Here is a 21,344-nt window from a genome sequence, read left to right on the forward strand (position 1 = left end):
GAGGCTCGGTGCTAAAAACCCCCTCCAGATAGATATAAAGGACTGCAAAACAACCGCAGAACCAACCTCAGCCCCGACATCTGTATTTAGCCGGGACCCCGACATCTGAAAATGGCTTTGACATTTGTTTGTACGGGCTAAGTTGTAGTGTCCGCTTTTAGCCAAGTTCAGATGTCCGCTTTTTGGACGATCGTAAGCTAACAGATCGCTGGGAATCCAGTGTTTGGGAGCTTTAATGGCGGCAACAGAACGGATAACAATGACGATGCGCGAGCTGGACAGATTGAAGCTCATTCAGGACGTGGTGGACGGACGGCTCAAGCCGCTGCGCGCAGCGCAGCGGCTCGGGCTGACGACCCGGCAGATTCGCCGGCTGGTTGGCCGGTTTCGTGAGCACGGGCCGCAAGGCCTCGTGTCGCGGCGACGCTCGCGGCCCAGCAACAACCGGCTAGACCGCGTAACGGCAGACCGGGCGCTATCGATTGTCCGTGAGCGTTACGCCGATTTCGGGCCCACGCTGGCCTGCGAGAAGCTCCGGGAATGCCACGGCATCCAGCTGGCGAAGGAGACGTTGCGCAAACTCATGATGGACGCAGGACTATGGGTTCCGCGCCGGCAGCGGCCGCCGAAGATCTATCAGCCGCGCGCACGGCGTACGTGCCTGGGCGAGCTCATCCAGATCGACGGCAGTGAGCATGCGTGGTTCGAGGACCGGGCGCCGCAATGCACGCTGCTGGTGTACGTGGACGATGCGACGAGCCGGCTGATGGAACTGCACTTCACGCAGACGGAATCGACGTTCAGATACTATGAGGGACAGCCCGCGTAAGCCCCCTGGAGTAAAACGGTTGATCTGGACCGTTTCCCGGAAGGAGCACGCAAATGGACGCACCCGAGAGAACCCCGCACGCGCAGGACACCGCGATCACCTGCAGGCTGTTTGTCGCCTTTGAACTGGGCGAAAAGAACTGGAAGCTGTCACTCGGTGATGGCGTACGGGCTCCCAGCCGTTGCACGGTAGCGGCCGGCGACACCGCTTCCGTCCTGACCGCTATCGTGAAAGCCAAAGCTCGCTGTCATCTGCACCCTGACACCTTGGTGCTGAGCTGCTATGAGGCGGGTCGCGACGGCTTCTGGTTGCACCGTTGGCTAGGCGTACAAGGGATTGTCAATCTCGTCGTCGACTCGGCAAGTATCGAGGTGAACCGACGCTCCCGACGTGCAAAGACCGACCGCCTTGACGCCGACAAGCTGCTTTCCATGCTGATGCGCTACTACGCTGGCGAACGTCGGGTCTGGGCAGTCGCCCGAGTCCCAAGCGCACAGCAGGAAGATGAACGACGCGTGCATCGTGAACTCGAGCGCCTGCGACACGAGCGCACCGCTCACATCAACCGGATCCGATCGCTTCTCGTGCTGCACAACCTGCGCACAGAGCGTGTAGGCGGTCGTAACTGGGCCCGTTGGTGGGCAGAGCATGCTCAGCAGTTGCTCCCCGCCCTGCGTGCCGAGATCGAGCGTGAATTTGAGCGACTCTCAGTTGTGAGCCACCAAGTGAAGACGCTTGAGGGATATCAGGAACAGCAAGTCCGCAGCGGCGCGCAACCCTCAATTGCAGCGTTAGCTCGCCTGACGGGTGTCGGAACCGGAAGTGCATGGACTCTGTTCAAGGAACTGTTTGGCTGGCGCAAGTTTCACAACCGTCGAGAGCTTGCCGCCTGCCTGGGCCTTACGCCCACGCCATATAGCAGCGGGACCAGCGAAACAGAACAAGGCATCAGCAAGGCCGGCAACAGGCGCGGTCGCTGGCTCATGGTCGAACTCGCATGGTGCTGGCTACGCCACCAGCCCGCAAGCCAACTGAGCCAATGGTTCCATAAACGATTTGCTGGCGCAGGAAAGCGTGCCCGACGTATCGGCATTGTTGCACTAGCTCGTCGTCTCGCGATCGCGCTATGGCGGTATACGGAGCATGGTGAGATTCCGATTGGAGCAACCCTCAAGCCACACCGGAGTGCGGTTGCGACCTGAACCATCTGCGTCGACAGACGGCACGAGTCTCAAGGTTTGCGCGCCCGTGAAGTAGCGGGATTGCCCGACGGGTAATCGTCCTTCAGATGGGGCGCGTCCGAACGGAGCGCTGCCCGCGTTAGCGCATGCGGTATAGGGTGACCGGCCGTGGTGCCGGCACGGATAGAAGTTAGATCGGGCATACGCCCGACATCGAGCGCTCCGAACCAAAGACTATTGACACGTGTTGAGCACAAGGGAAAGAAAACCGAAAGCTACTTGTTGACGCACGCGAGTTATCCACCGCCTGCCGACGTTCTGGTCATGTGAAGGGACCCGGCGGCAGGCGGTGGATAACTCGCGGAGTCCTAAAGGAGAATCTTGCGAACAAAACTGTCATCGAGGGGGCTTGACTTCGAATACCCCATAGAAGCTACTTCGAGGCAACGCGCGCGTACATCGAGAGCTATGGCAAGCCGGGCGCGTTCTACAGCGACAAGGCCAGCGTATTCCGCAACACCAGCGCCGAGCGTACCGGACGCAGCGTGACGCCGTTCGGTCGCGCGATGTACGAGCTGAACATCGACACGATCTGCGCCAACAGCAGCTCGGCCAAGGGCCGCGTGGAGCGCGCGCATCTGACGCTGCAGGACCGCCTGGTGAAGGAACTGCGGCTGCGCGGCATCAGTACGCTGGCCGAAGCCAATGCATATGCGCCCTCCTTTATGGCCGCCTACAACGCACGCTTTGCCAAGCCGCCGAAGAGTGAGTTCGATGCGCACCGGCCGCTGCGGGCCGATGAGAGCCTCGATACGGTGCTGACGTGGCGCGAACCGAGGAAGGTCAAGAAGTCGCTGACGGTGCAGTACGACCGTGTGCTGTACCTGCTGGACGATACACCGGAGAACCGCAAGCTGATCGATCGGTATATCGAGGTCTGGGAGTATCCGGACGGACGCATCGAGCTGCGGGCGGATGGCCGCGTGGTCCCGTACCGCGAATACGACAAGCTGACCGAGGTGGACCAGGGCGCAGTGGTTGAGCACAAGCGGCTAAGTCACGTACTTCAGGTCTCGCAGGTGATTCAGGCCCAGCGCGATAACGAACGGATTGGTAAAGCGCCTTCGCGAACGCACCGTGGGGACTCGACCCGAACGGAGCGCAAGCAAGGCCACGCGCGCAGGAAGAAGCAACGCGAATTTACACAGGCCGACATCGAGCAGGTGATCGTCGACCTGGCCGGGCAAAAGCAGCCTTCGCAGGCCCAGCGCAAACCAGGTCATCGATCAGCAGGCGTTAATGGAACAGGGGCGAATGCCCTGCCCGTTCATGATCCGATCTTCGACACTGCGTGAGCTGCAACCCGTGAAAGACAAAACCTGAACCCCGCAAAAGCGGACACTTGAACTTGGCCGGGAAGCGGACATCTGAAAATGGCTTTGACATATGTTGTACGGGCTAAGTTGTAGTGTCCGCTTTGGGGGTGCGGCGGAATTCTTGGACTATTAGGAGCTGGTCCATGTATTCATACGAAGAACGCATCCGAGCGGTCAAACTCTACTTGAAGCTTGGAAAGCGCCTCACCGCGACGGTTCGTCAGTTAGGCTATCCCACAACGAAATCGCTCGAACGTTGGTATCACACGTACGAGCGATGTCTGGATTTGCCGAAGGAACGTATCTGCTTGAGGCCGCGCTATTCGGCGGAACAAAAAAAAGCGGCTACAGACCACTATATGAGCCATGGCCAGTGTCTGGCAGTAACGACAAAGGCCTTGGGATATCCGGGACGCGGGACGCTCGTCGCCTGGCTCGACGAGCTGCATCCTGAGCGAAAGAAGCGCGTTCTCGGGAAGGCTTCGGGTATTCGGTATGCACCGGAGCTCAGGCAGACAGCGGTCATCGATCTGTGCACTCGACGAGAAAGCGCGGAGGAAGTTGCTAAAAGGATTGGCGTGAGCCGGCCAACGTTGTACAACTGGAGAGATCGGTTACTCGGTCAGGAGGCTGCTTCAGCCATGACACGCCGCAACGATCCGCCGCAGAGCTCCGAGAAAGCGACGCTGGAGCAGCAAGTCGAATCACTCCGACGAGACATCCGGAAGCTCCAGATTGAACACGACATTCTGAAGAAGGCCAATGAAATATTAAAAAAAGGCCAGGGCGTCAACCCGCAACTCCTGACGAATCGGGAGAAGACGGCGCTGGTTGATGCCCTGAAACAGACTTACACGCTGCCGGAGCTTTTGGCTGAATTGGGGCTCGCCCGTAGCTCCTACTTCTATCACCGGGCGCGGATACAGGCTGCCGACAAGTATGCGGGTGTACGCAGTGCCATCGCAGATATCTTTGAATTGAACCACCGCTGCTACGGATATCGCCGGGTGCGGGCGGCACTTGGCAGGCAGAAAGTCTTCATCTCGGAGAAGGTCGTTCGGCGCTTGATGAAGCAGGAGCAGCTAAGCGCGGCCACAACGAGGCGACGTCGATACGGCTCCTACGCTGGAGAAATAGGTCCGGCTCCAGAGAACCTTATCAACCGGGATTTCCGTGCCGCAGCACCGAATGAAAAGTGGCTCACAGACATCACCGAGTTCCAGATTCCTGCTGGCAAAGTCTATCTGTCGCCAGTTATTGATTGCTTCGATGGGCTTGTGATCAGCTGGTCGATCGGTACGCGACCAGACGCCGAACTCGTAAACACGATGCTCGATGCCGCCATCGAAGCAATCGGCAGCAGCGACAGCCGACCTGTTGTCCATTCAGATCGCGGTGCGCACTATCGCTGGCCAGGCTGGCTTGCCCGGATACGTGAGGCAAGGCTGATTCGCTCAATGTCGCGCAAGGGCTGCTCGCCCGATAACGCAGCGTGCGAAGGATTCTTTGGACGGCTGAAAACGGAACTGTTTTACTCGCGGGACTGGCAGACCGTCAGCACCGACCAGTTCATCGAGGTCGTTGACTCGTACATTCGCTGGTACAACGAGAAACGGATCAAGATCTCGCTTGGCGCACTCAGTCCGATTGAATACCGGGAGAGCCTCGGGCTGACGACATAAACCCGTCCAAGAATTCCGCCGCACCCCCTTCTGGCTCATTAGTGATGTCCGATTCCTGCCCTGGTTGAGGCGCACGAGCGGCTAGTGATCCGGTACCGGGAATCTGGCGCGACCGGGCTGACGTCGCGCAAGCGCGGTCGCCCCGGGAATCGCCGACTGGATGTCGAGTTGGCCCGACGGGCGCTGACGATTATCCGGGACCGTTACGCCGATTTTGGACCGACGCTGGCTGCCGAGAAGCTGTGGGAATGCCACGGCCTGCGGCTGGCGAAGGAAACGGTGAGGAAGCTCATGACGGACGCCGGACTGTGGGTGCCTCGCCGGCAGCGGCCACCGAAGGTGTATCAGCCAAGGGCACGGCGTGCACCAGCCCATAGCCGAGATCGTCTAGGATCGCATTGAGCAACGCCACCGGCGAAGGAAAATAGTGCCTCGGGTACCGGCCGACCGTCACACCGAAATGTGAACGGAAGAACACGTCATGCAGGGCGTCCTTCCGGTCAAACAGGATGGCGGTGGCCTTGAGCGCGCCCGGCAAGGTCAGGCCACCGGCGAAATATTCGCGCGCGAAACATAACGTCCCGTACCGTCCGTAATGGCTGACTCGAAATCCTCTCCTCGGGTCGGGTGCCAGCCAGTCCTGGACCATACGTCTCAACGACACTCCCGAAATCGCCATAAGTTCCTCCATCATTTCGACGGCGACGGTACTGCGCCCCTGAAGATCAACAGTCGTTAACACGCGGTTGATAGCGCCACCAAGACCTAGACTTACTTGGGACTTGCGTTTCCGCGCTTCGGCGGCACATCGGTGCAGACGCCCTCGTACAGCTCGGCGGCCATGCCGATTGACTCGCCCAGCGTCGGGTGCGGGTGAATCGTCTTGCCGATGTCGGTCGCATCCGCGCCCATTTCCACCGCGAGGCAGACTTCGCTGATGAGGTCGCCCGCGTTCAGGCCGACGATGCCGCCGCCGATCACGCGATGCGTCTCTTCGTCGAAGATCAGCTTCGTGAAGCCCTCGTCGCGGCCGTTGGCGATCGCGCGGCCCGAAGCGGCCCACGGGAACACCGCCTTGCCGTACTTGATGCCTTCGGCCTTGCACTGGTCTTCGGTCTTGCCGGCCCACGCCACTTCCGGATCGGTGTAAGCCACCGAAGGAATCTGCAGCGCGTCGAAGTACGCCTTCTCGCCGTGCGCCGCTTCCGCCGCCACGTGGCCTTCATGCACGGCCTTGTGCGCGAGCATCGGCTGGCCGACCACATCCCCGATCGCGAAGATGTGCGGGACGTTGGTGCGCATCTGCTTGTCGACTTCGATGAAGCCGCGATCCGTCACCGCTATGCCCGCCTTGTCCGCGCCGATCTTCTTGCCGTTGGGCGAGCGGCCCACGGCGACCAGCACGAGGTCGTAGCGTTGCGGCTCGGCCGGCGCCTTTTCGCCCTCGAACGACACATAGATGCCGTCGTCCTTCGCCTCGGCCTTCGTGGTCCTGGTCTTGAGCATGACGTTCGCGAAGCGCTTCGCGTTGTACTTCTCCCAGACCTTCACGAGGTCGCGGTCCGCACCGGCCATCAGGCCGTCGAGCATTTCCACGACGTCGATCTGCGCGCCGAGCGTCGCGTAGACGGTGGCCATTTCCAGACCGATGATGCCGCCGCCGATCACCAGCATCTTCTGCGGAATCTGACGCAGTTCCAGCGCGCCGGTCGAATCGACCACGCGCGGATCTTCCGGCATGAACGGCAGTTTCACGGCCTGCGAACCCGCAGCGATGATCGCCTGCTTGAACTTGACGATCTTCTTGCCGTTCTCGCCCACCACTTCCATGTGGTTCGGATCGAGGAACGCGCCCACGCCCGTCACGACTTCGACCTTGCGCGCCTTCGCCATGCCGGCGAGGCCGCCCGTCAGCTTCTTGACGACGCCCGACTTGAAGTCGCGCAACTTGTCCAGGTCGATCTGCGGCTTGCCGAACGTGATGCCGTGCGAGCCGAGCGCTTCGGCTTCGTCGATCACGAGCGCCGTGTGCAGCAGCGCCTTCGACGGGATGCAGCCCACGTTCAGGCACACGCCGCCAAGCGTCGAATAACGCTCGACCAGCACGGTCTTCATGCCGAGGTCGGCGGAGCGGAACGCCGCCGAGTAGCCGCCGGGGCCCGCGCCGAGCACGAGCATGTCGCATTCGACATCGGCGCTGCCGCTGAAGCTGCCGGCTTGCGGCGCCGGCGCTGCTGCCTTCGGCGCTTCAGCCTTCGGAGCCGGCGCCGCTGCGCCTTCTGAAGCCTCGACCAGAGCGATCACCGTGCCCTGCGAAGCCTTGTCGCCAGCCTTGATCTTCACTTCCTTCACCGTGCCCGCGACGTCGCTGGGCACTTCCATCGTGGCCTTGTCCGACTCGAGCGAGAGCAGCGTCTGCTCCTTCTCGATCACATCACCGGTCTTGATGTTGACTTCAATGACCTCAATGTCCCTGAAGTCGCCGATATCCGGCACTTTTACATCGATAAGCGTCATGGATTGATTTCTTCCCTGCGGTTGTACCGGAGCTCGTCGCGGATCAAAGCGATACCCGTCGATAGTCGGCCAGAATCGTGACGAGATAGGCATTGAAGCGGCCAGCTTCTGCGCCATCAATGACGCGATGATCCCATGAAACCGACAGGGGCAGCATGAGGCGAGGCACAAACTGCCTGCCATCCCACACCGGCTTCATCGCGCTCTTCGACAGGCCGAGGATCGCCACTTCCGGTGCGTTGATGATCGGCGTGAAATGCGTACCGCCGATGCCGCCGAGCGACGAGATCGAGAAGCAGCCGCCTTGCATCTGGTCCGGCTTGAGCTTGCCGTCGCGCGCGAGCTTCGAGAGCTCGGCCATTTCCTTCGCGATGTCGACGAGACCCTTCTTGTCCGCGTCGCGGATCACCGGAACGACGAGGCCGTTCGGCGTGTCGGCGGCAAAACCGATGTGGTAGTACTGCTTGAAGACGAGGTTGTCGCCGTCGAGGCTCGCATTGAACGCCGGGAACTTCTTGAGCGCCGCGACGCAGGCCTTGATGACGAACGCGAGCATCGTGAACTTCACGCCCGCCTTCTCGTTTTCCTTGTTCAGCTGCACGCGCAGCGCTTCGAGGTCGGTGATGTCCGCTTCGTCGTTGTTCGTGACGTGCGGGATCATGACCCAGTTGCGGTGCAGGTTCGCGCCGGAAATCTTCTTGATGCGCGACAGCGGATGCGTATCGATCGGGCCGAACTTCGTGAAATCGACCTTCGGCCACGGCAGCAGGTTCAGGCCCGTACCGCTCGCTGCCGCTGGGGCTACTCCAGCGGCAGCGCCAGCCGGCGCAGCGAGCGCGCCCGTCATCACGCCCTTCACGAACGCGGTGACGTCGTCCTGGCTGATGCGGCCCTTCGGCCCGGTGCCCTGAACTCGCGTGATGTCCATGCCGAGGTCGCGCGCCAGTTTACGCACCGACGGCGAAGCATGGCTTGATCCGCTCAGCCCAACCTCCTTCTCCGGGATCACGGCCGCTGGCGCAGGCGCGGATGGATGACCTGCCGGACTGCGCTCCTCATCAACAATGGGTGAGCCATCTCGACGCCCGGTCTTCTCGCTCGCGTCAACCTTACCGGTGACCGCCTCGGCCGCCGCACCTTGCGGCTCCATGAGCAGGATGACCGAACCTTCCGACACCGCATCGCCGACCCTGAGCTTTATTTCCCGAACGACGCCACCAAAAGGACTGGGCACGTCCATGGTGGCCTTGTCCGACTCCAGCGTAACCAGCGATTGCTCCTCCCGTACTACATCACCGGGGCCAACCAGTACCTCGATGACGGGGACGCCCTTGTAGTCGCCGATGTCAGGCACCTTAATCTCTGTTACACGCACTTCAGTAATCTCCCAATCGCGGTCCAAGGCGAGCGCAACGATCGTTGCGTAGTGTTTCTCGCGAATGCGTCAATGCCAGAACAGGCAGCAGGCGCCGGGCTGCCCGAAGTCCTGGCTATGTTGAACATTAGCCATGCTGAACTACCGGTCGACATCGCGCGAATTCATCAGCATGTCCGTCAGTCCCGCGCCCGCTCGAACCATAGGCCAGACGTTCTCGGACGGATCGATGGCAAAGTCCATGAATACCGTACGCTGCTTCATGGCAAGTGCTTCGCGCAGCACGGGCTCGACATCGCATGGTCGATCGATGCGAAAGCCGACATGCCCATAAGCGCGGGCAAGTGCGACAAAGTCAGGCAACGCGTCCATGTACGAGTGGGAGTAACGGTCGCTATAAGTCACATGCTGCAGCTGCCTTACCATGCCGAGATAGCCGTTGTTGAGGGAAACGATTTTCACCCCGAGGTCGTACTGCCTGCAGGTCGACAACTCCTGGATACACATCTGGATCGAGCCGTCTCCGGTTACTGTGACCACATCCGCGTCCGGAAGCGCGCGTTTGACGCCCATCGCATAGGGCAGTCCGACACCCATGGTTCCGAGGCCTCCCGAGTTGATCCATCGGCGAGGTTTATCGAATCCATACAGCTGCGCGGCCCACATCTGGTGCTGTCCGACATCCGAACAGATATAGGCATCGCCTCCGGTAGCCTCCCAAAGTCGCTGAATGACGAACTGAGGCTTGATTACATCTTCTGCCGGCTCATAGGCGAGGCAGCGCTTCTCACGCCAAGTCTCAATCTGTGTCCACCAGTCCTTCCGGTGCCCAGCATGAATACGTTGTGCTTCGAGCTGTCTCAGTATCGCGCGCGCCGCGGTCTTCACGTCTCCCACGATCGGAATGTCAACCTGCACCCGCTTGTCGATTGTCGCGGGATCAATATCAACATGAATAGTCGTCCTGCTATCTGACCGAAAGTCCCCGGTATTTCCAATGACCCGGTCATCGAATCTCGCACCGAGCGCAATCAGTACGTCGCAATGCTGCATCGCCATGTTGGCTTCGTACGTTCCATGCAGTCCTGGCATTCCGAGGCACCGCCTATCCGAAGCGGGAAAGGCGCCAAGCGCCATCAACGTGTTCGTCACCGGGGCATCGAGTCGCCGCACGAGTTCCGCAATCTCCCCGCTGGCAGCCGATGCAACCGCTCCGCCGCCAACGAGAATGCATGGCCGGCGCGAGCGCGCGAGCGCCTCGGCGGCCCGCCGCACCTGTCCCGCATGAGGTTCCGTGCGCGGACGGTAGGATCGCAGCGTGACGGATTCAGGTATGCGCAATGGCGTCTTCGCCTGAAGCACGTCTTTGGGAATATCCACCAGCACAGGCCCGGGGCGTCCGGTGCGGGCGATATGAAACGCGCTTTTGAGCGTCTTCGCCAGTTGAGAGACATCCAGCACCAGAAAGTTATGCTTGACGATCGACCGGGTAATTCCGACAGCATCGCACTCCTGAAACGCATCGGTTCCGATAGAGTGTGTGGGCACGTTACCGGAGATCACCACCATCGGAATGGAATCGAAATAGGCAGTCGCAATGCCTGTCACCGCGTTCGTCACACCCGGCCCCGATGTCACCAGCGCTACGCCGACCTTTCCCGTCGCGCGCGCGAAACCATCCGCCGCGTGGACGGCGGCCTGTTCATGGCGAACCAGCAAATGGGTAACATCGATGGATTCGTGGAGCGCATCGTAAAGCGGCAGGACCGCGCCGCCTGGATACCCCCAAACCGTCTCAACACCCTCCCCGCGCAGGACGGACAGGACAATCTGTGCTCCCGATGCATCGCCGTCCCTGCCCGAAGTATCCGGAGCGCCGGCTTTCGCAACCTGTTGGATCTCAGCACCCGCAATCTTCATTATTAGCTCCGGTAGTGCCTGCCCGTCACCGTTGCCACGGCGCGGCCCGGTTCGCGTCATGCTTGCCATAGCGATCAACGGCACGCCTGACGAGCTCGACCGCTACTGCACCGTCGTCCGCGAGCGCTTTCAGCGCGGCAATCGCGATCGAATGTTGGTCGACTTCGAAGAAGGCCCGCAGCGCCGCACGGGTGTCACTGCGTCCGAAGCCATCGGTGCCAAGCGTCACATAGCGCCGCGGCACATATGCACGAATGAGTTCGGGAACGGCGCGCACATAGTCTGTCGCCGCGATCACGGGCCCGTGCGTGGGAGACAACGCAGACGTCACATACGGAGCGGCAGCGCGATCCTCGTCGAACAAACGATCGGTGCGTTCGGACGCGACACCGTCCCGGTGCAGCTCGGTAAAGCTGGTGACGCTCCATGCCGATGCTTCGATGTTCCAGTCTTCCTTCAGCAGGCGCGCGGCCGCCTGCACTTCGCCCAGAATCGCCCCCGAACCGAGCAACTGGACCTCAGCCCGATCGAGCGATGTTGTGTCAAGCGGATACATGCCCTTGAGCACACCATCACGAACGCTTTCGATGGGTGCATCCGGAAGTGAAGGCTGTGCGTAGTTCTCGTTCGTCACCGTCAGGTAATAGAACACATCGCGCTGACGTTCAATCATCTCGCGCATGCCTTCGTCTACGATCATGGCCACCTCGTACGCGAATGCCGGATCGTAGGCGCGGCAGTTCGGTACCGTCGAGGCCGCCAGATGGCTCGTGCCGTCCTGATGCTGCAAACCCTCGCCACCGAGTGTCGTCTTCCCCGCCGTTGCACCGATCAGAAAGCCACGCGCACGCTGGTCAGCGGCAGCCCAGATGAGATCGCCGATGCGCTGGAAACCGAACATCGAGTAGTAGATGTAGAACGGCAGCATGGGCAGGTCGTGCACGCTGTATGAAGTGGCTGCGGCGACCCACGAGGACACAGCGCCCGCCTCCGAAATGCCCTCTTCCAGTATCTGTCCGCCCGTATCTTCCCGGTAATACAGCATTGAGCCCATGTCTTCGGGCTCGTACAGCTGCCCGAGCGGCGAATAGATCCCAACCTGCCGGAACAGATTCGCCATACCGAACGTGCGTGCCTCATCGGCGACTACGGGAACAATGCGAGGGCCGAGCGACGCGTTTTTCAGAAGGCTCCCGAGCATCCGCACGAGCGCCATCGTGGTCGACATCTCCTTGCCGTTCGCGTCCAGCGCAAATTGCCCCCACGCCGGCAATGCGGGAACAGGCAGCATTTGCGACGCGGTTGTCCGCCTGCGGGGCAGATACCCGCCGAGCGCTTCGCGCCGGGCATGCAGGTACCGCATTTCTGGACTGTTGTCCGCCGGCCTGTAGAACCGCAGCTGCTCGACGTCTTCGTCGGAGAGGGGCAAGCGGAACCGGTCGCGAAACGCTTTCAGTTGTTCGACGTCGAGCTTCTTCTGTTGATGCGTGGTCATCCGGCCCTGGCCGATCGAGCCCATGCCGAAGCCCTTCATTGTCTTCGCGAGAATCACCGTGGGCTGCCCTGCATGTTTCAGTGCCCTGTTGTACGCCGCATACAGCTTGCGTACGTCATGGCCACCGCGGCGCAGGCGGTCAATATCGTCGTTGCTCAGATGCGCGGCAAGCGCAGCCAGTTCCTCGTTCTGTCCGAAGAAGCGTTCGCGGTTGTAGGCGCCGTCATTGGCAGAGAAGGTCTGAAACTGTCCATCGACGGTATGAGCAAACGCTCGCAACAACGCGCCGGTGCGATCGCGTGCGAAAAGACCGTCCCAATTAGAACCCCACACGACCTTGATGACGTTCCAGCCCGCCCCCGTGAATTGCGCCTCGAGTTCGTCAATGATGCGGCCGTTACTTCGCACGGGGCCGTCAAGTCGCTGCAGATTGCAGTTGATCACGAAAACGAGGTTGTCGAGCCGCTCGCGTGCGGCGAGCGACAAGGCACCGATCGATTCGGGCTCGTCCATCTCGCCGTCGCCAAAGAAGCCCCAGACCTTGCGGCCTTCCGTTTTGAGCAGCCCACGGTTCTGCAGGTAACGCATGAAGCGCGCCTGGTAGATCGAGTTGATAGGGCCGATGCCCATCGATCCCGTCGGAAACTGCCAGAAGTCAGGCATCAGCCACGGATGCGGATAGGAACACAGACCCGGACCCGCGATCTCGCGACGGTAGTGCTCCAGATGCTGCTCGCTCAGGAAACCTTCAAGGAATGCGCGCGCGTATACTCCCGGCGACGAATGGGGCTGAAAATAGATGAGGTCACCGCCATGAGCATCGTTCGCACCGCGAAAGAAGTGGTTGAATCCAACCTCGAAAAGATCCGCTGCCGATGCGTAGCTCGCGATATGTCCACCGAGTTCGCCGTAAGCGCGGTTCGCTCGCACCACCATCGCGAGCGCATTCCAGCGTAGTGCAGCGGCGAGTCGCTCTTCGGTATCGACGTCACCTGGAAACGGCGGCTGCTGTTCGACCGGGATGGTGTTCGCATAGGGCGTGACGTTCGCACGCGCCGTTGCGATGCCGCTCGACAATGCATGCGCGGCCAGGCGGTCGAAAAGATACTGGGCACGTCCGAGCCCGACATGCTCCACCACGCCATCCAGTGCGGAGATCCACTCGGCAGTTTCCTGCGGGTCGTTGTCCATGCGGGCTTGATTGAGGGCAAGAACGGGCTGAACACCGCTCGATAAATCGGTCATGGCAACTCCAGGCTAAACAGTGAGATTCGTGAGCTTCGAGACTCGTGCGGGTCGTAATTTCGAATTCGAGGACATGGGAAGAGCTTATCCATCCCATCACAAAATGTGCGTCTCTTTTGTGGGGGAGTTTTCAGCTCAAATAGGGTATAAATTCTGGTAACGATGCCTCACATGAGATTTCCATACTATGACGTCCGAAACAAAACTCCCGACCCGCCGGTTAGACCGCACCGACATCGCGATCCTGCGGCAGTTGCAGGACAATGCGCGTATCACAAACGCTGAGCTCGCCCGCGCGGTTAACCTCTCGCCCACTCCCTGCTTCAATCGCGTACGCGCACTTGAAAAGCTCGGCCTGTTCCGCCAACACGTGACCCTACTCGACGCCGGCGCGCTCGGGTTACGTATCAATGTGTTCATTCAGGTTAGCCTCGAACAACAGGTAGAAGACGCGTTACGCGTTTTTGAAAAGGAGATCGAGGATCGGCCAGAAGTGATGGAGTGCTATCTGATGACAGGCGACGCCGATTATCTGCTGCGCGTCGTCGTGCCGGACATGCAAAGCCTTGAGCACTTCATCGTCCAATGGCTCACGAAAATACCTGGCGTGTCGAACATCCGCTCCAGCTTTGCGCTTAAGCAGGTGCGGTACAAGACAGCGTTGCCGTTGCCGACCGTTGGCCTCACGTTGCCGAGTGGCGAGGAAACGCCTCAGGAGTGGACTTGAGGGTGGCAGTAGCCAACGTCTAGCGTTGGCACTGGTAACGCCCTTGTGCCGACAAGTAGTCGACCGGGAAGACAGTTAATGCAGAAGCTGAAATGCCCAGTCGCACACGGCCGCTGGTACCTCAACCGAATCGCGAACTATAGGATTGAGTCGAACTCGTTCCTTGAACAGTTAATATCTTCACACCGGCACTAGACGACGCGAGCTCGACACCTTTTTCCCCTGTCGCGCTGAGGCGAGATTGGGTCAACAGACATCGGTTTTCGAGCCCGCGTGATCTCATCGATTTGGTGCTTGGCTGAGTCGACTAGAATTTATGACGGAGCCCGAGGCGCAAAGCGAGCTGGCTGTTGCCCGAGGAAACACCGTACGCACCGGGTACATATGCGAAATCCAGCACTGAACCCGTCGTATCTCCTCCTACATGCTGATAGGCACCCTGAAGATAAACGTCTGTTCGCTTTGAGATGTTGTAGTCACCCATCAACCCGACCGTCTGATAGTTCGGATGGAAGCTGCCCGCTGCCGTGGTCATCGTCGCGTGCGTGTAGGTGTACATCGCGCCAACATAGAACGCTGGCGTGAACTGGTACTTGCCATTGATTTCGAAGTTCTGGAAGCGGAGGTCCGAAGCCGGACCACTGACAGGCGTAATAGCGCCCACGTACCCGGAGTTCACCGGATTCTTCACATCCACGTTCGAGTATGCGAAGCCGAAAGTGGCGCTTCCAATATAGTAGTTGATACCAGCACCAAAGATGCGCAGCCGGTCACCCACAAAATTTTCATCGCCACCATTGTTGATCGCACCGGTCGCGGTTGATGACGGATTGTTGGCCTGTAGATAGGACGCCGCGATCAGGATGCTTCCGGTCTCATATTGTGCTCCCAGACTATACTGACGATTATTGGCGAAATTGGTGTCATTTGAGAAGCTGTAAGTGCCACCGAATTGGAAGCCACCGAAATTCGGGCTGGTATATTTCGCCGTATTGTTGACCCGAAAAGTGCCATCCGTATTGTCGTTGTCGTATGGGTGCGAGAGCAGATAACCTGCCCATGTTCCATTTGCTGTCGTCAACGAGAAGTAGTCGACAACAGAGTCATACTGGCGACCAAAAGTAAGCTTGCCATACGTCGAACTTGACAGCCCCACGTATGCCTGACGTCCAAACATCAGGCCGCCCTGGCCGAGCTTGCCGTTGTTCACGTTGAACCCACTCTCGATCTGAAACACGGCCTTCAGCTGGCCACCGAGGTCCTCCGTACCTTTCAGTCCCCACCGACTACCCTGCACGTATCCGCTTTGTAGCTCGTATGCCCGGCTTCCAGCTGCATTATTCGTGAAGTCAAAACCTTCATCGATGAGTCCATACAACGTGACGGTACTTTGCGCATAGGCGGACACTCCGATCCCGGCCAATACGGACGCCACCAGCAATTTCGCCTTCATATCATCGTCTCCAAACGTGGTAGTTATTGAAAATCAATTTGTAGTACGTAACAACTAGTTTGCATAAAGTGGTGGTGCTCTCCCGTTTCCCGAGCCGCGCATTCTTCATCGCCCCGGTCGCATCGATCCTGCAATGCCACACCGATCCTCACTGCGCGGCAAACCTCGGCTGAAACCGCGGTCCCGCAACGTTGCCCGAACTACTCGGGCTTCCTCGCTCCGACAACTATGAGTGCGCGTTTTCCAATACGACCTGGGGGCCTAACGTATAAACCTCTCGGAGCGTAATGCCAGCGTTAGGTTCGTGCCCCGTCGAACGCCGGCAGGATTCTTTGTGGCCTCAATTTCCTCATCGATTCACGATGTTTTGGTGCAGCCGCCGATACCCTCCTATCGAAGTCGGCTGCGACCTCGCATTATTTGTGCAACAACTGACTCAGAAACTTCTTCGCTCTGATATGCGTCGGATTGCGGAAGAAGGTATCCGGCGGTGCACATTCGATGACTTCCCCACCGTCCATAAATACGATACGGTCAGCAACTTCACGAGCGAATCCCATCTCATGAGTCACACAGATCATCGTCATGCCATCGTTCGCAAGTCCGGTCATCACATCGAGTACTTCTTTGATCATCTCCGGATCGAGCGCTGACGTCGGCTCGTCAAACAGCATGATCTTTGGTTTCATGCAGAGCGCACGAGCAATTGCGACGCGTTGCTGCTGCCCACCGGAAAGCTGTGCCGGATACTTCTTCGCCTGGTCCGGTATGCGAACCCGGTTGAGGTTTTCCATCGCAATCGCCTTGGCCTCCGCCCGCGACGCTCGGCCAGTACGGATCAACGCCAGCGTACAGTTGTCGATCACGCTCAAGTGAGGGAACAGATTGAAATGCTGAAATACCATTCCGACATCTCGGCGCATGTGCGACAACCCCTTCATCTTCGCGTGCATCTCGACACCGTCCACAACGATCCGGCCTTCCTGGTGCGTCTCCAGCTGATTGATGCAGCGGATCAGCGTCGATTTTCCTGATCCTGACGGACCGCAGACCACGATCCGCTCGCCGAACGCCACATTCAAATTGATGTCGCGCAAAACCTGAAATTCGCCGTACCACTTCGATACACCTTCAATTGCTACCGCGATCGACTCGGGCGTATTCGCTTGCAACCCCGCCGGTTCGCGTGGTTGCGACATTTGGGATACCATGTTTTCCTCCACAACACTTCAAACGTCTTGATAGACTGCTGTCGGCTTATCGTTGAGGAGCGCCAATCCCAAGGTGGCGCTCGACCTTTCCGACCAATACGACCGCGATCAGGGCTAGTGCCAGAAAGAGCACACCAGCAACAAGCATCGGCTCAGCGTAACGGTAGGTTTCGGAAGCCACGTCCATTGCGCTGCCTAGCATTTCGGGAACCGCGATCACCGCCAGGTATGGCGTAGACTTCAGGATCGCAATGGCATACGCACCCAGAGGCGCGGCCACGTTTCGCAACATCTGCGGAGCGATAACGAAGGCCGTGGTGTCCCACCAAGTGAGCCCGAGGCTTTTCGCACCCTCGCTCTGGCCAACCGGAACGGCGTCGATGCCGGCCTTGAACACTTCGGCCATATATCCGGAGTAGTAAAAACTAAGTCCGAATACACCGATGAATAACGCGGGCAAGACGATTCCGTAAGAAGGGAGAACGAAAAACAGGAAATAAATCTGAACAAGTGCCGGAGTAGACCTGATCGCATCGATGATGAATTGAACCATCGGACGCACAACGGCATTGGAACGGCGCAGCATTTCCCAGACGAAACCGAGCGCCAGCGCACCCACGAAGCTCAGGATCGCAACGAGGATCGTATTCCCGACACCTTCCAGGACTTGCGGCACGATTCGCAACGCAAAATCAAAATCGAAGTTCATGACCGCCCTCGCCGGCTCCCGTGCGATGTCTCAAGATATCGCCCAAAAATAGTCACTGGATAACATAGAATCAGATAGGATAACAAAAGACTCGAATAAATTAACAACGGGTTATAGCTCAACTCCGAGATCTCCTTGGCACGGAACGTCATGTCAGACAACGTAATAAGAGATACCAATGCGGTTCCCTTGATCAGTTGAATAAGATCGTTGATGAACGTTGGAATCATGGCTCTGATTGCCTGCGGCAACTCGACAAGACAAAGCACCTCGAAACGATTCAACCCCAAGGCCAAGCCTGCCTCGCATTGTCCGCGAGGCAGTGCTTGCAAGGCGGCGCGGACCGACTGACTGCTATATGCACCCGAGTTCAGTCCGAGCACGAGTGCGCCAACCGTGATCCCGGAAAGATGAATTCCAAAAGCGGGAAGCGTATAGTAGAACGCATAGAGCAGCACAATAACAGGCGAGCTTCGCCACAGCTCGATGATGAATGTAATTGCTTTGCGCGGAGTGCCAGTCGCGAAGTTCTGCAATATTCCAGCGACCAGCGCAAACGGCACCGCATACAGGAGTCCGAGTAGAGTGACGGCCGCGGTGATACCGAACCCCTTGTATATTCCGATAATGACGTCAGGAAAGTTCATGCGATCGCTCCTCAGATTGACAAATCCCGATCATCGATAATCCGCGCCACACACCGCTTTCGCCGTTACGTCAGTTGGCGCCATCTCGGTTTCCCCGAATCCATATTTTTCGAAGACTTTCTTGATCGAACCATCGGCCTTCATTTTTGCTAGCCCCGCGTTATACAGGTCACGCAGTTTCGAATCCTCCGTCCGGAATGCGATTGCCGCGTAATTGGCAACCTGCTGCCCATTCTTTACCAACCCGGTAAAGGGCGTCGCGCGCTCGAGCCGGTTGCCGACGTTTGGATCCTTGAGCGTACTGATTACAGTTGAAGCCGATTCGGTGTCGGCGTCAATGCGACCGGCCAGAATGGCTCCGACCGAAGACTCGACGTCTTTAAGCAGAAGAATCCGATCCTTGGGGATTCCGGCAGCGATCGCATGCTCGACAGCAGAACTTCCCCGTCCGCCGCCAAACCGAATCGCTGGGTTCTTTGCAACGTCCGCATAACTATGGATATTGAGAGGATTCCCTTTCTTCACCAGAAGCGCATCGCCGATAGCCAAATCCGGATTGCTGAAAATTACCTGTTTGCAGCGCGTCGGGGTAATTGCCAAGCCCGAAGCTACGGCATCTATCCGCTTGGAGAGCAGGCTCGGAATCAGCGCGTCGAAGTCGACGACGACAAAGTTGATTTTCTTGACACCCACCTGACCGAGAACGGCCCGGATCATGTCAGGACCGACGCCAGAAACGCTGCCATCGGCGTTTCGGTATCCCCACGGCACCTGATTGTGAATTCCTACCGTGATTTCCCCACCGTGGATCGCCTGGCTATCGCTTGACTGCGCCTGGGCGATGCTGCCGCCAATCAGCGTGCTCGCCGCAGCAAGAACAAGCGCCAGCCGTTTACTCCAGACCTGGATCGTCATAACTGTCTCCTTTCCTTTTGTTGGTGCGTTGAGTATACTTGGCATACCAGGCATGTCAAGCAACGATCTTCGACGGTGCACTCGTGTTTACCCGAGTAGCGAAACTGGAAGGTCGATCTAAAGCCGCTTGAATAAACAGACCAATACTGGAGACAACTTTGTCCTTGTACGAGACAGTGCGCGACGAACTTCTCAAGCGGGTCAGGAATGGCATATACGCGAGCGACATGCCGATTCCGTCCACCGCCATGTTGAGTAAAGAATTCAATGTCAGCGTGATTACCGTGAAGCGGGCGCTGCGTGACTTGCAGGCCGCTGGCGTGCTGGTCACGATTCGCGGCAAGGGCGCCTACGTGAAGAAACAGCAGCGAATCCTGCGTCAACTCGATATGCGCATGTCGTCCCTGCATGGGGCCGACATCAGCTTGATCTCGGTGACGCGGGAAAAGATCGGTGATCCGTCCATGGCCACGCTTGCGGCCCCCGACCATACAATGCTCTGCGTCAGGAAAGTCATCTCATCAGACGGCTCACCACTTCTCTATGACGCCAGCTACCTCTCGGCGAACGTAGAAGACGAGATCATCGACGAGTTCGGCAGCAGCTTTATCGTCGACGCGCTGAAGCGCCGCGGCATCCGGCTCGTCAAGACACAGATCGTTGTGGAAGCCTTTCCTGCTTCCGATCGCGCGGCCGAGATATTTGGGGTTCCGAACGGATATCCGATGCTGCGTCGCATTTACAAGATGATTACCACCGACGCGAATTTGACGATCTATGGCGTTGTTCAAGCTCCGTTTGATCGCCTCGCCTGTTCCATTGACTTTCCGTCTCATGACATGGAGATCTAAAGATGACTGCACTTCAACTCGACATTCCTGCCGTCTTCCGTGCGCCGGCTCCCCCGGTTCCCGAAAACGAACTCCGCCAGCGATTGACCAACATCCGCCGGGAAATGGCAAAAGCCGGGATCGACGTTATTGTTTTGACCGACAAGAAAAACGTTGACTATTTCACGGACTACCAGGAACTCTCCTGGGATCACAAAGCACGCCCGATCTTCGCTGCCATTTCATCCCAAGACTTCGCACTCTTCGGCAGCCTTGGCGAAGCAACAACGATCCAGCTCAGAGATCGAATTTTCGAGCCGGTCTACTACAAAGGCTATCTTGACGAAGCTGTCACCGCTGTTTCGGACTGGCTAGAGGGCAAGACGACCGGGAGCGGTGTCCATATTGCAGTGGACTATGGTCAAGACATGTTCGGACGTGGTTCGTTGGGATTGATCGACGCGCTCAGTTCGATCGATGCGAGCGGTCGCGTCAAAAGTGCAGCCGATGCGATCTGGAAAGTCAGGCTGGTCAAGTCCAGATTCGAAGCCGATCTCAATCGAACCGCATATGAGATCGTCAATACGGCATTCGACCAGACGATCAAGCACGCCTATGTTGGCATGACGGAGTACGAACTTTATTACCTCATGCAGGCACAGATCTATCTGAACGGCGCCGAAAGTGCCGATCCGATTGCGATGCTCTTTTCCAGCGGCGATTTCGCCTACGCTCGCACGGCGAAGGATCGGAAGCTCGAAGTAGGTCATTACGTATGGACCGATTTTCGCGCTACGTATGGTGGGTATCCGGCCGATCGCAATCGGATCGCTCGTGCCGGTGACCCCAAGGATTGGGAACTCGAGACCTACACGGCGGTGAGATTGCTGACGCTGGATGTTGTCAACCATATCCGCCCCGGAATCACGTGTTCCGAGGTGTACCAACACTTCGACGCACTGTGGCGCGACGCCGCATTGGGGTCGGTGTACGGCGCCGTATCGCGCATCGGTCATGGTGGTGGCCTCGACGTAACCGAGCCGCCGTCGCTGTCGAGGGCCGACACGACGGTCATCGAGCCAGGGATGATTCTGCACATCGAACCGAAACTTGAGCGCGATGGCGCTGTGTTTCAGTTCGAGGAAGTGGTCTTCGTCACCGAGTCCGGCATCGAGTTCCTGTGCCCACCCTCGCCAGAAACCCTTCCCGTGATTCGATAAACATCCGATCTC

At 58.6% G+C, this 21,344-nt stretch carries 15 protein-coding genes and 4 pseudogenes; 8 read left to right on the forward strand and 11 right to left on the reverse strand.

Annotated elements, in window-relative coordinates; all coding sequences use genetic code 11:
* A partial coding sequence (locus AB4Y36_RS39400; protein ID WP_368685836.1) for a hypothetical protein occupies positions 1-294 on the reverse strand: 294 nt, incomplete at its 3' end.
* Here AB4Y36_RS39400 and AB4Y36_RS39405 point away from each other — a divergent pair.
* The 5 genes and pseudogenes from AB4Y36_RS39405 to AB4Y36_RS39425 form a co-directional block, all read left to right on the forward strand.
* Positions 236-814: pseudogene (locus tag AB4Y36_RS39405) on the forward strand (helix-turn-helix domain-containing protein); the annotation flags it as partial. The gene AB4Y36_RS39400 and the pseudogene AB4Y36_RS39405 sit on opposite strands and share 59 nt — an antisense overlap.
* Before the next feature lie 68 nt (positions 815-882).
* The gene (locus AB4Y36_RS39410) at positions 883-2,031 is read left to right on the forward strand and encodes an IS110 family transposase (protein WP_342946144.1); all 1,149 of its coding nucleotides are present in this window, start codon (positions 883-885) and stop codon (positions 2,029-2,031) included.
* A 410-nt stretch (positions 2,032-2,441) separates the two neighbouring features.
* Positions 2,442-3,365: pseudogene (locus AB4Y36_RS39415) on the forward strand (ISNCY family transposase); the annotation flags it as partial.
* Between the two features lie 164 nt (positions 3,366-3,529).
* On the forward strand, positions 3,530-5,068 hold the full coding sequence (locus tag AB4Y36_RS39420) for an IS3 family transposase (protein WP_069264554.1): 1,539 nt from the start codon (positions 3,530-3,532) through the stop codon (positions 5,066-5,068).
* Between the two features lie 75 nt (positions 5,069-5,143).
* A pseudogene (locus AB4Y36_RS39425) lies at positions 5,144-5,422 on the forward strand (helix-turn-helix domain-containing protein); the annotation flags it as partial.
* Between the two features lies 1 nt (position 5,423).
* On the opposite strand, the pseudogene AB4Y36_RS39430 reads toward AB4Y36_RS39425, so the two are convergent.
* The 5 genes and pseudogenes from AB4Y36_RS39430 to mdeB form a co-directional block, all read right to left on the reverse strand.
* Positions 5,424-5,639: pseudogene (locus tag AB4Y36_RS39430) on the reverse strand (LysR family transcriptional regulator); the annotation flags it as partial.
* Positions 5,640-5,839: 200 nt separating this feature from the next.
* The gene (lpdA, locus tag AB4Y36_RS39435) at positions 5,840-7,585 is read right to left on the reverse strand and encodes a dihydrolipoyl dehydrogenase (protein WP_368685834.1); all 1,746 of its coding nucleotides are present in this window, start codon (positions 7,583-7,585) and stop codon (positions 5,840-5,842) included.
* Positions 7,586-7,628: 43 nt separating this feature from the next.
* The gene (gene aceF, locus AB4Y36_RS39440) at positions 7,629-9,002 is read right to left on the reverse strand and encodes a dihydrolipoyllysine-residue acetyltransferase (RefSeq protein WP_368662016.1); all 1,374 of its coding nucleotides are present in this window, start codon (positions 9,000-9,002) and stop codon (positions 7,629-7,631) included.
* A gap of 99 nt (positions 9,003-9,101) precedes the next feature.
* A complete protein-coding gene (ilvB, locus tag AB4Y36_RS39445) occupies positions 9,102-10,880 on the reverse strand; it encodes a biosynthetic-type acetolactate synthase large subunit (RefSeq protein WP_368607027.1) in 1,779 nt (592 codons plus the stop codon).
* A gap of 25 nt (positions 10,881-10,905) precedes the next feature.
* Positions 10,906-13,620 (reverse strand): alpha-ketoglutarate dehydrogenase, encoded by a 2,715-nt coding sequence (mdeB, locus tag AB4Y36_RS39450; protein WP_368662013.1) that lies wholly within the window; start codon positions 13,618-13,620, stop codon positions 10,906-10,908.
* A gap of 187 nt (positions 13,621-13,807) precedes the next feature.
* On the opposite strand from mdeB, the gene AB4Y36_RS39455 reads away from it, so the two are divergent.
* Positions 13,808-14,347 (forward strand): Lrp/AsnC family transcriptional regulator, encoded by a 540-nt coding sequence (locus AB4Y36_RS39455; RefSeq protein WP_069268820.1) that lies wholly within the window; start codon positions 13,808-13,810, stop codon positions 14,345-14,347.
* 307 nt (positions 14,348-14,654) lie between these two features.
* On the opposite strand, the gene AB4Y36_RS39460 is transcribed toward AB4Y36_RS39455, so the two are convergent.
* From AB4Y36_RS39460 to ehuB, 5 genes are all read right to left on the reverse strand, one after another.
* On the reverse strand, positions 14,655-15,800 hold the full coding sequence (locus AB4Y36_RS39460; protein ID WP_368685835.1) for a porin: 1,146 nt from the start codon (positions 15,798-15,800) through the stop codon (positions 14,655-14,657).
* 416 nt (positions 15,801-16,216) lie between these two features.
* Positions 16,217-16,999, reverse strand: coding sequence for an amino acid ABC transporter ATP-binding protein (locus AB4Y36_RS39465; RefSeq protein ID WP_368662015.1), 783 nt, complete (start codon positions 16,997-16,999; stop codon positions 16,217-16,219).
* A 58-nt stretch (positions 17,000-17,057) separates the two neighbouring features.
* The gene (locus tag AB4Y36_RS39470) at positions 17,058-17,720 is read right to left on the reverse strand and encodes an amino acid ABC transporter permease (protein ID WP_069268822.1); all 663 of its coding nucleotides are present in this window, start codon (positions 17,718-17,720) and stop codon (positions 17,058-17,060) included.
* Positions 17,717-18,367 (reverse strand): amino acid ABC transporter permease, encoded by a 651-nt coding sequence (locus AB4Y36_RS39475; RefSeq protein WP_368662012.1) that lies wholly within the window; start codon positions 18,365-18,367, stop codon positions 17,717-17,719. Before AB4Y36_RS39475 ends, AB4Y36_RS39470 begins: the two co-directional genes overlap by 4 nt.
* A gap of 30 nt (positions 18,368-18,397) precedes the next feature.
* Positions 18,398-19,282, reverse strand: a complete 885-nt coding sequence (gene ehuB / locus AB4Y36_RS39480) for an ectoine/hydroxyectoine ABC transporter substrate-binding protein EhuB (RefSeq protein ID WP_069268824.1) — start codon at positions 19,280-19,282, stop codon at positions 18,398-18,400.
* 164 nt (positions 19,283-19,446) lie between these two features.
* Between ehuB and AB4Y36_RS39485 the strand changes: the two genes are divergently transcribed.
* Both AB4Y36_RS39485 and AB4Y36_RS39490 read left to right on the forward strand, forming a co-directional pair.
* Positions 19,447-20,133: a GntR family transcriptional regulator gene (locus AB4Y36_RS39485; RefSeq protein WP_368662011.1), complete on the forward strand. Its 687-nt coding sequence runs from the start codon at positions 19,447-19,449 to the stop codon at positions 20,131-20,133.
* Between the two features lie 2 nt (positions 20,134-20,135).
* Complete coding sequence (locus tag AB4Y36_RS39490; protein ID WP_069268826.1) at positions 20,136-21,332, forward strand: Xaa-Pro peptidase family protein; 1,197 nt, start codon at positions 20,136-20,138, stop codon at positions 21,330-21,332.
* Positions 21,333-21,344: the final 12 nt, after the last annotated feature.

The sequence above is a fragment of the Paraburkholderia sp. BR10936 genome, from assembly GCF_040965735.1.
Lineage (GTDB): Bacteria > Pseudomonadota > Gammaproteobacteria > Burkholderiales > Burkholderiaceae > Paraburkholderia > Paraburkholderia nodosa_A.

Coding starts and splice junctions, on each gene's coding strand:
- mdeB (WP_368662013.1), bottom strand. CDS start 13,620: ATGACCGATTTATCGAGCGGTGTTCAGCCCGTTCTTGCCCTCAATCAA.
- AB4Y36_RS39410 (WP_342946144.1), top strand. CDS start 883: ATGGACGCACCCGAGAGAACCCCGCACGCGCAGGACACCGCGATCACC.
- AB4Y36_RS39455 (WP_069268820.1), top strand. CDS start 13,808: ATGACGTCCGAAACAAAACTCCCGACCCGCCGGTTAGACCGCACCGAC.
- ehuB (WP_069268824.1), bottom strand. CDS start 19,282: ATGACGATCCAGGTCTGGAGTAAACGGCTGGCGCTTGTTCTTGCTGCG.
- AB4Y36_RS39470 (WP_069268822.1), bottom strand. CDS start 17,720: ATGAACTTCGATTTTGATTTTGCGTTGCGAATCGTGCCGCAAGTCCTG.
- AB4Y36_RS39490 (WP_069268826.1), top strand. CDS start 20,136: ATGACTGCACTTCAACTCGACATTCCTGCCGTCTTCCGTGCGCCGGCT.
- AB4Y36_RS39465 (WP_368662015.1), bottom strand. CDS start 16,999: ATGTCGCAACCACGCGAACCGGCGGGGTTGCAAGCGAATACGCCCGAG.
- ilvB (WP_368607027.1), bottom strand. CDS start 10,880: ATGAAGATTGCGGGTGCTGAGATCCAACAGGTTGCGAAAGCCGGCGCT.
- AB4Y36_RS39420 (WP_069264554.1), top strand. CDS start 3,530: ATGTATTCATACGAAGAACGCATCCGAGCGGTCAAACTCTACTTGAAG.
- lpdA (WP_368685834.1), bottom strand. CDS start 7,585: ATGACGCTTATCGATGTAAAAGTGCCGGATATCGGCGACTTCAGGGAC.
- AB4Y36_RS39475 (WP_368662012.1), bottom strand. CDS start 18,367: ATGAACTTTCCTGACGTCATTATCGGAATATACAAGGGGTTCGGTATC.
- AB4Y36_RS39460 (WP_368685835.1), bottom strand. CDS start 15,800: ATGAAGGCGAAATTGCTGGTGGCGTCCGTATTGGCCGGGATCGGAGTG.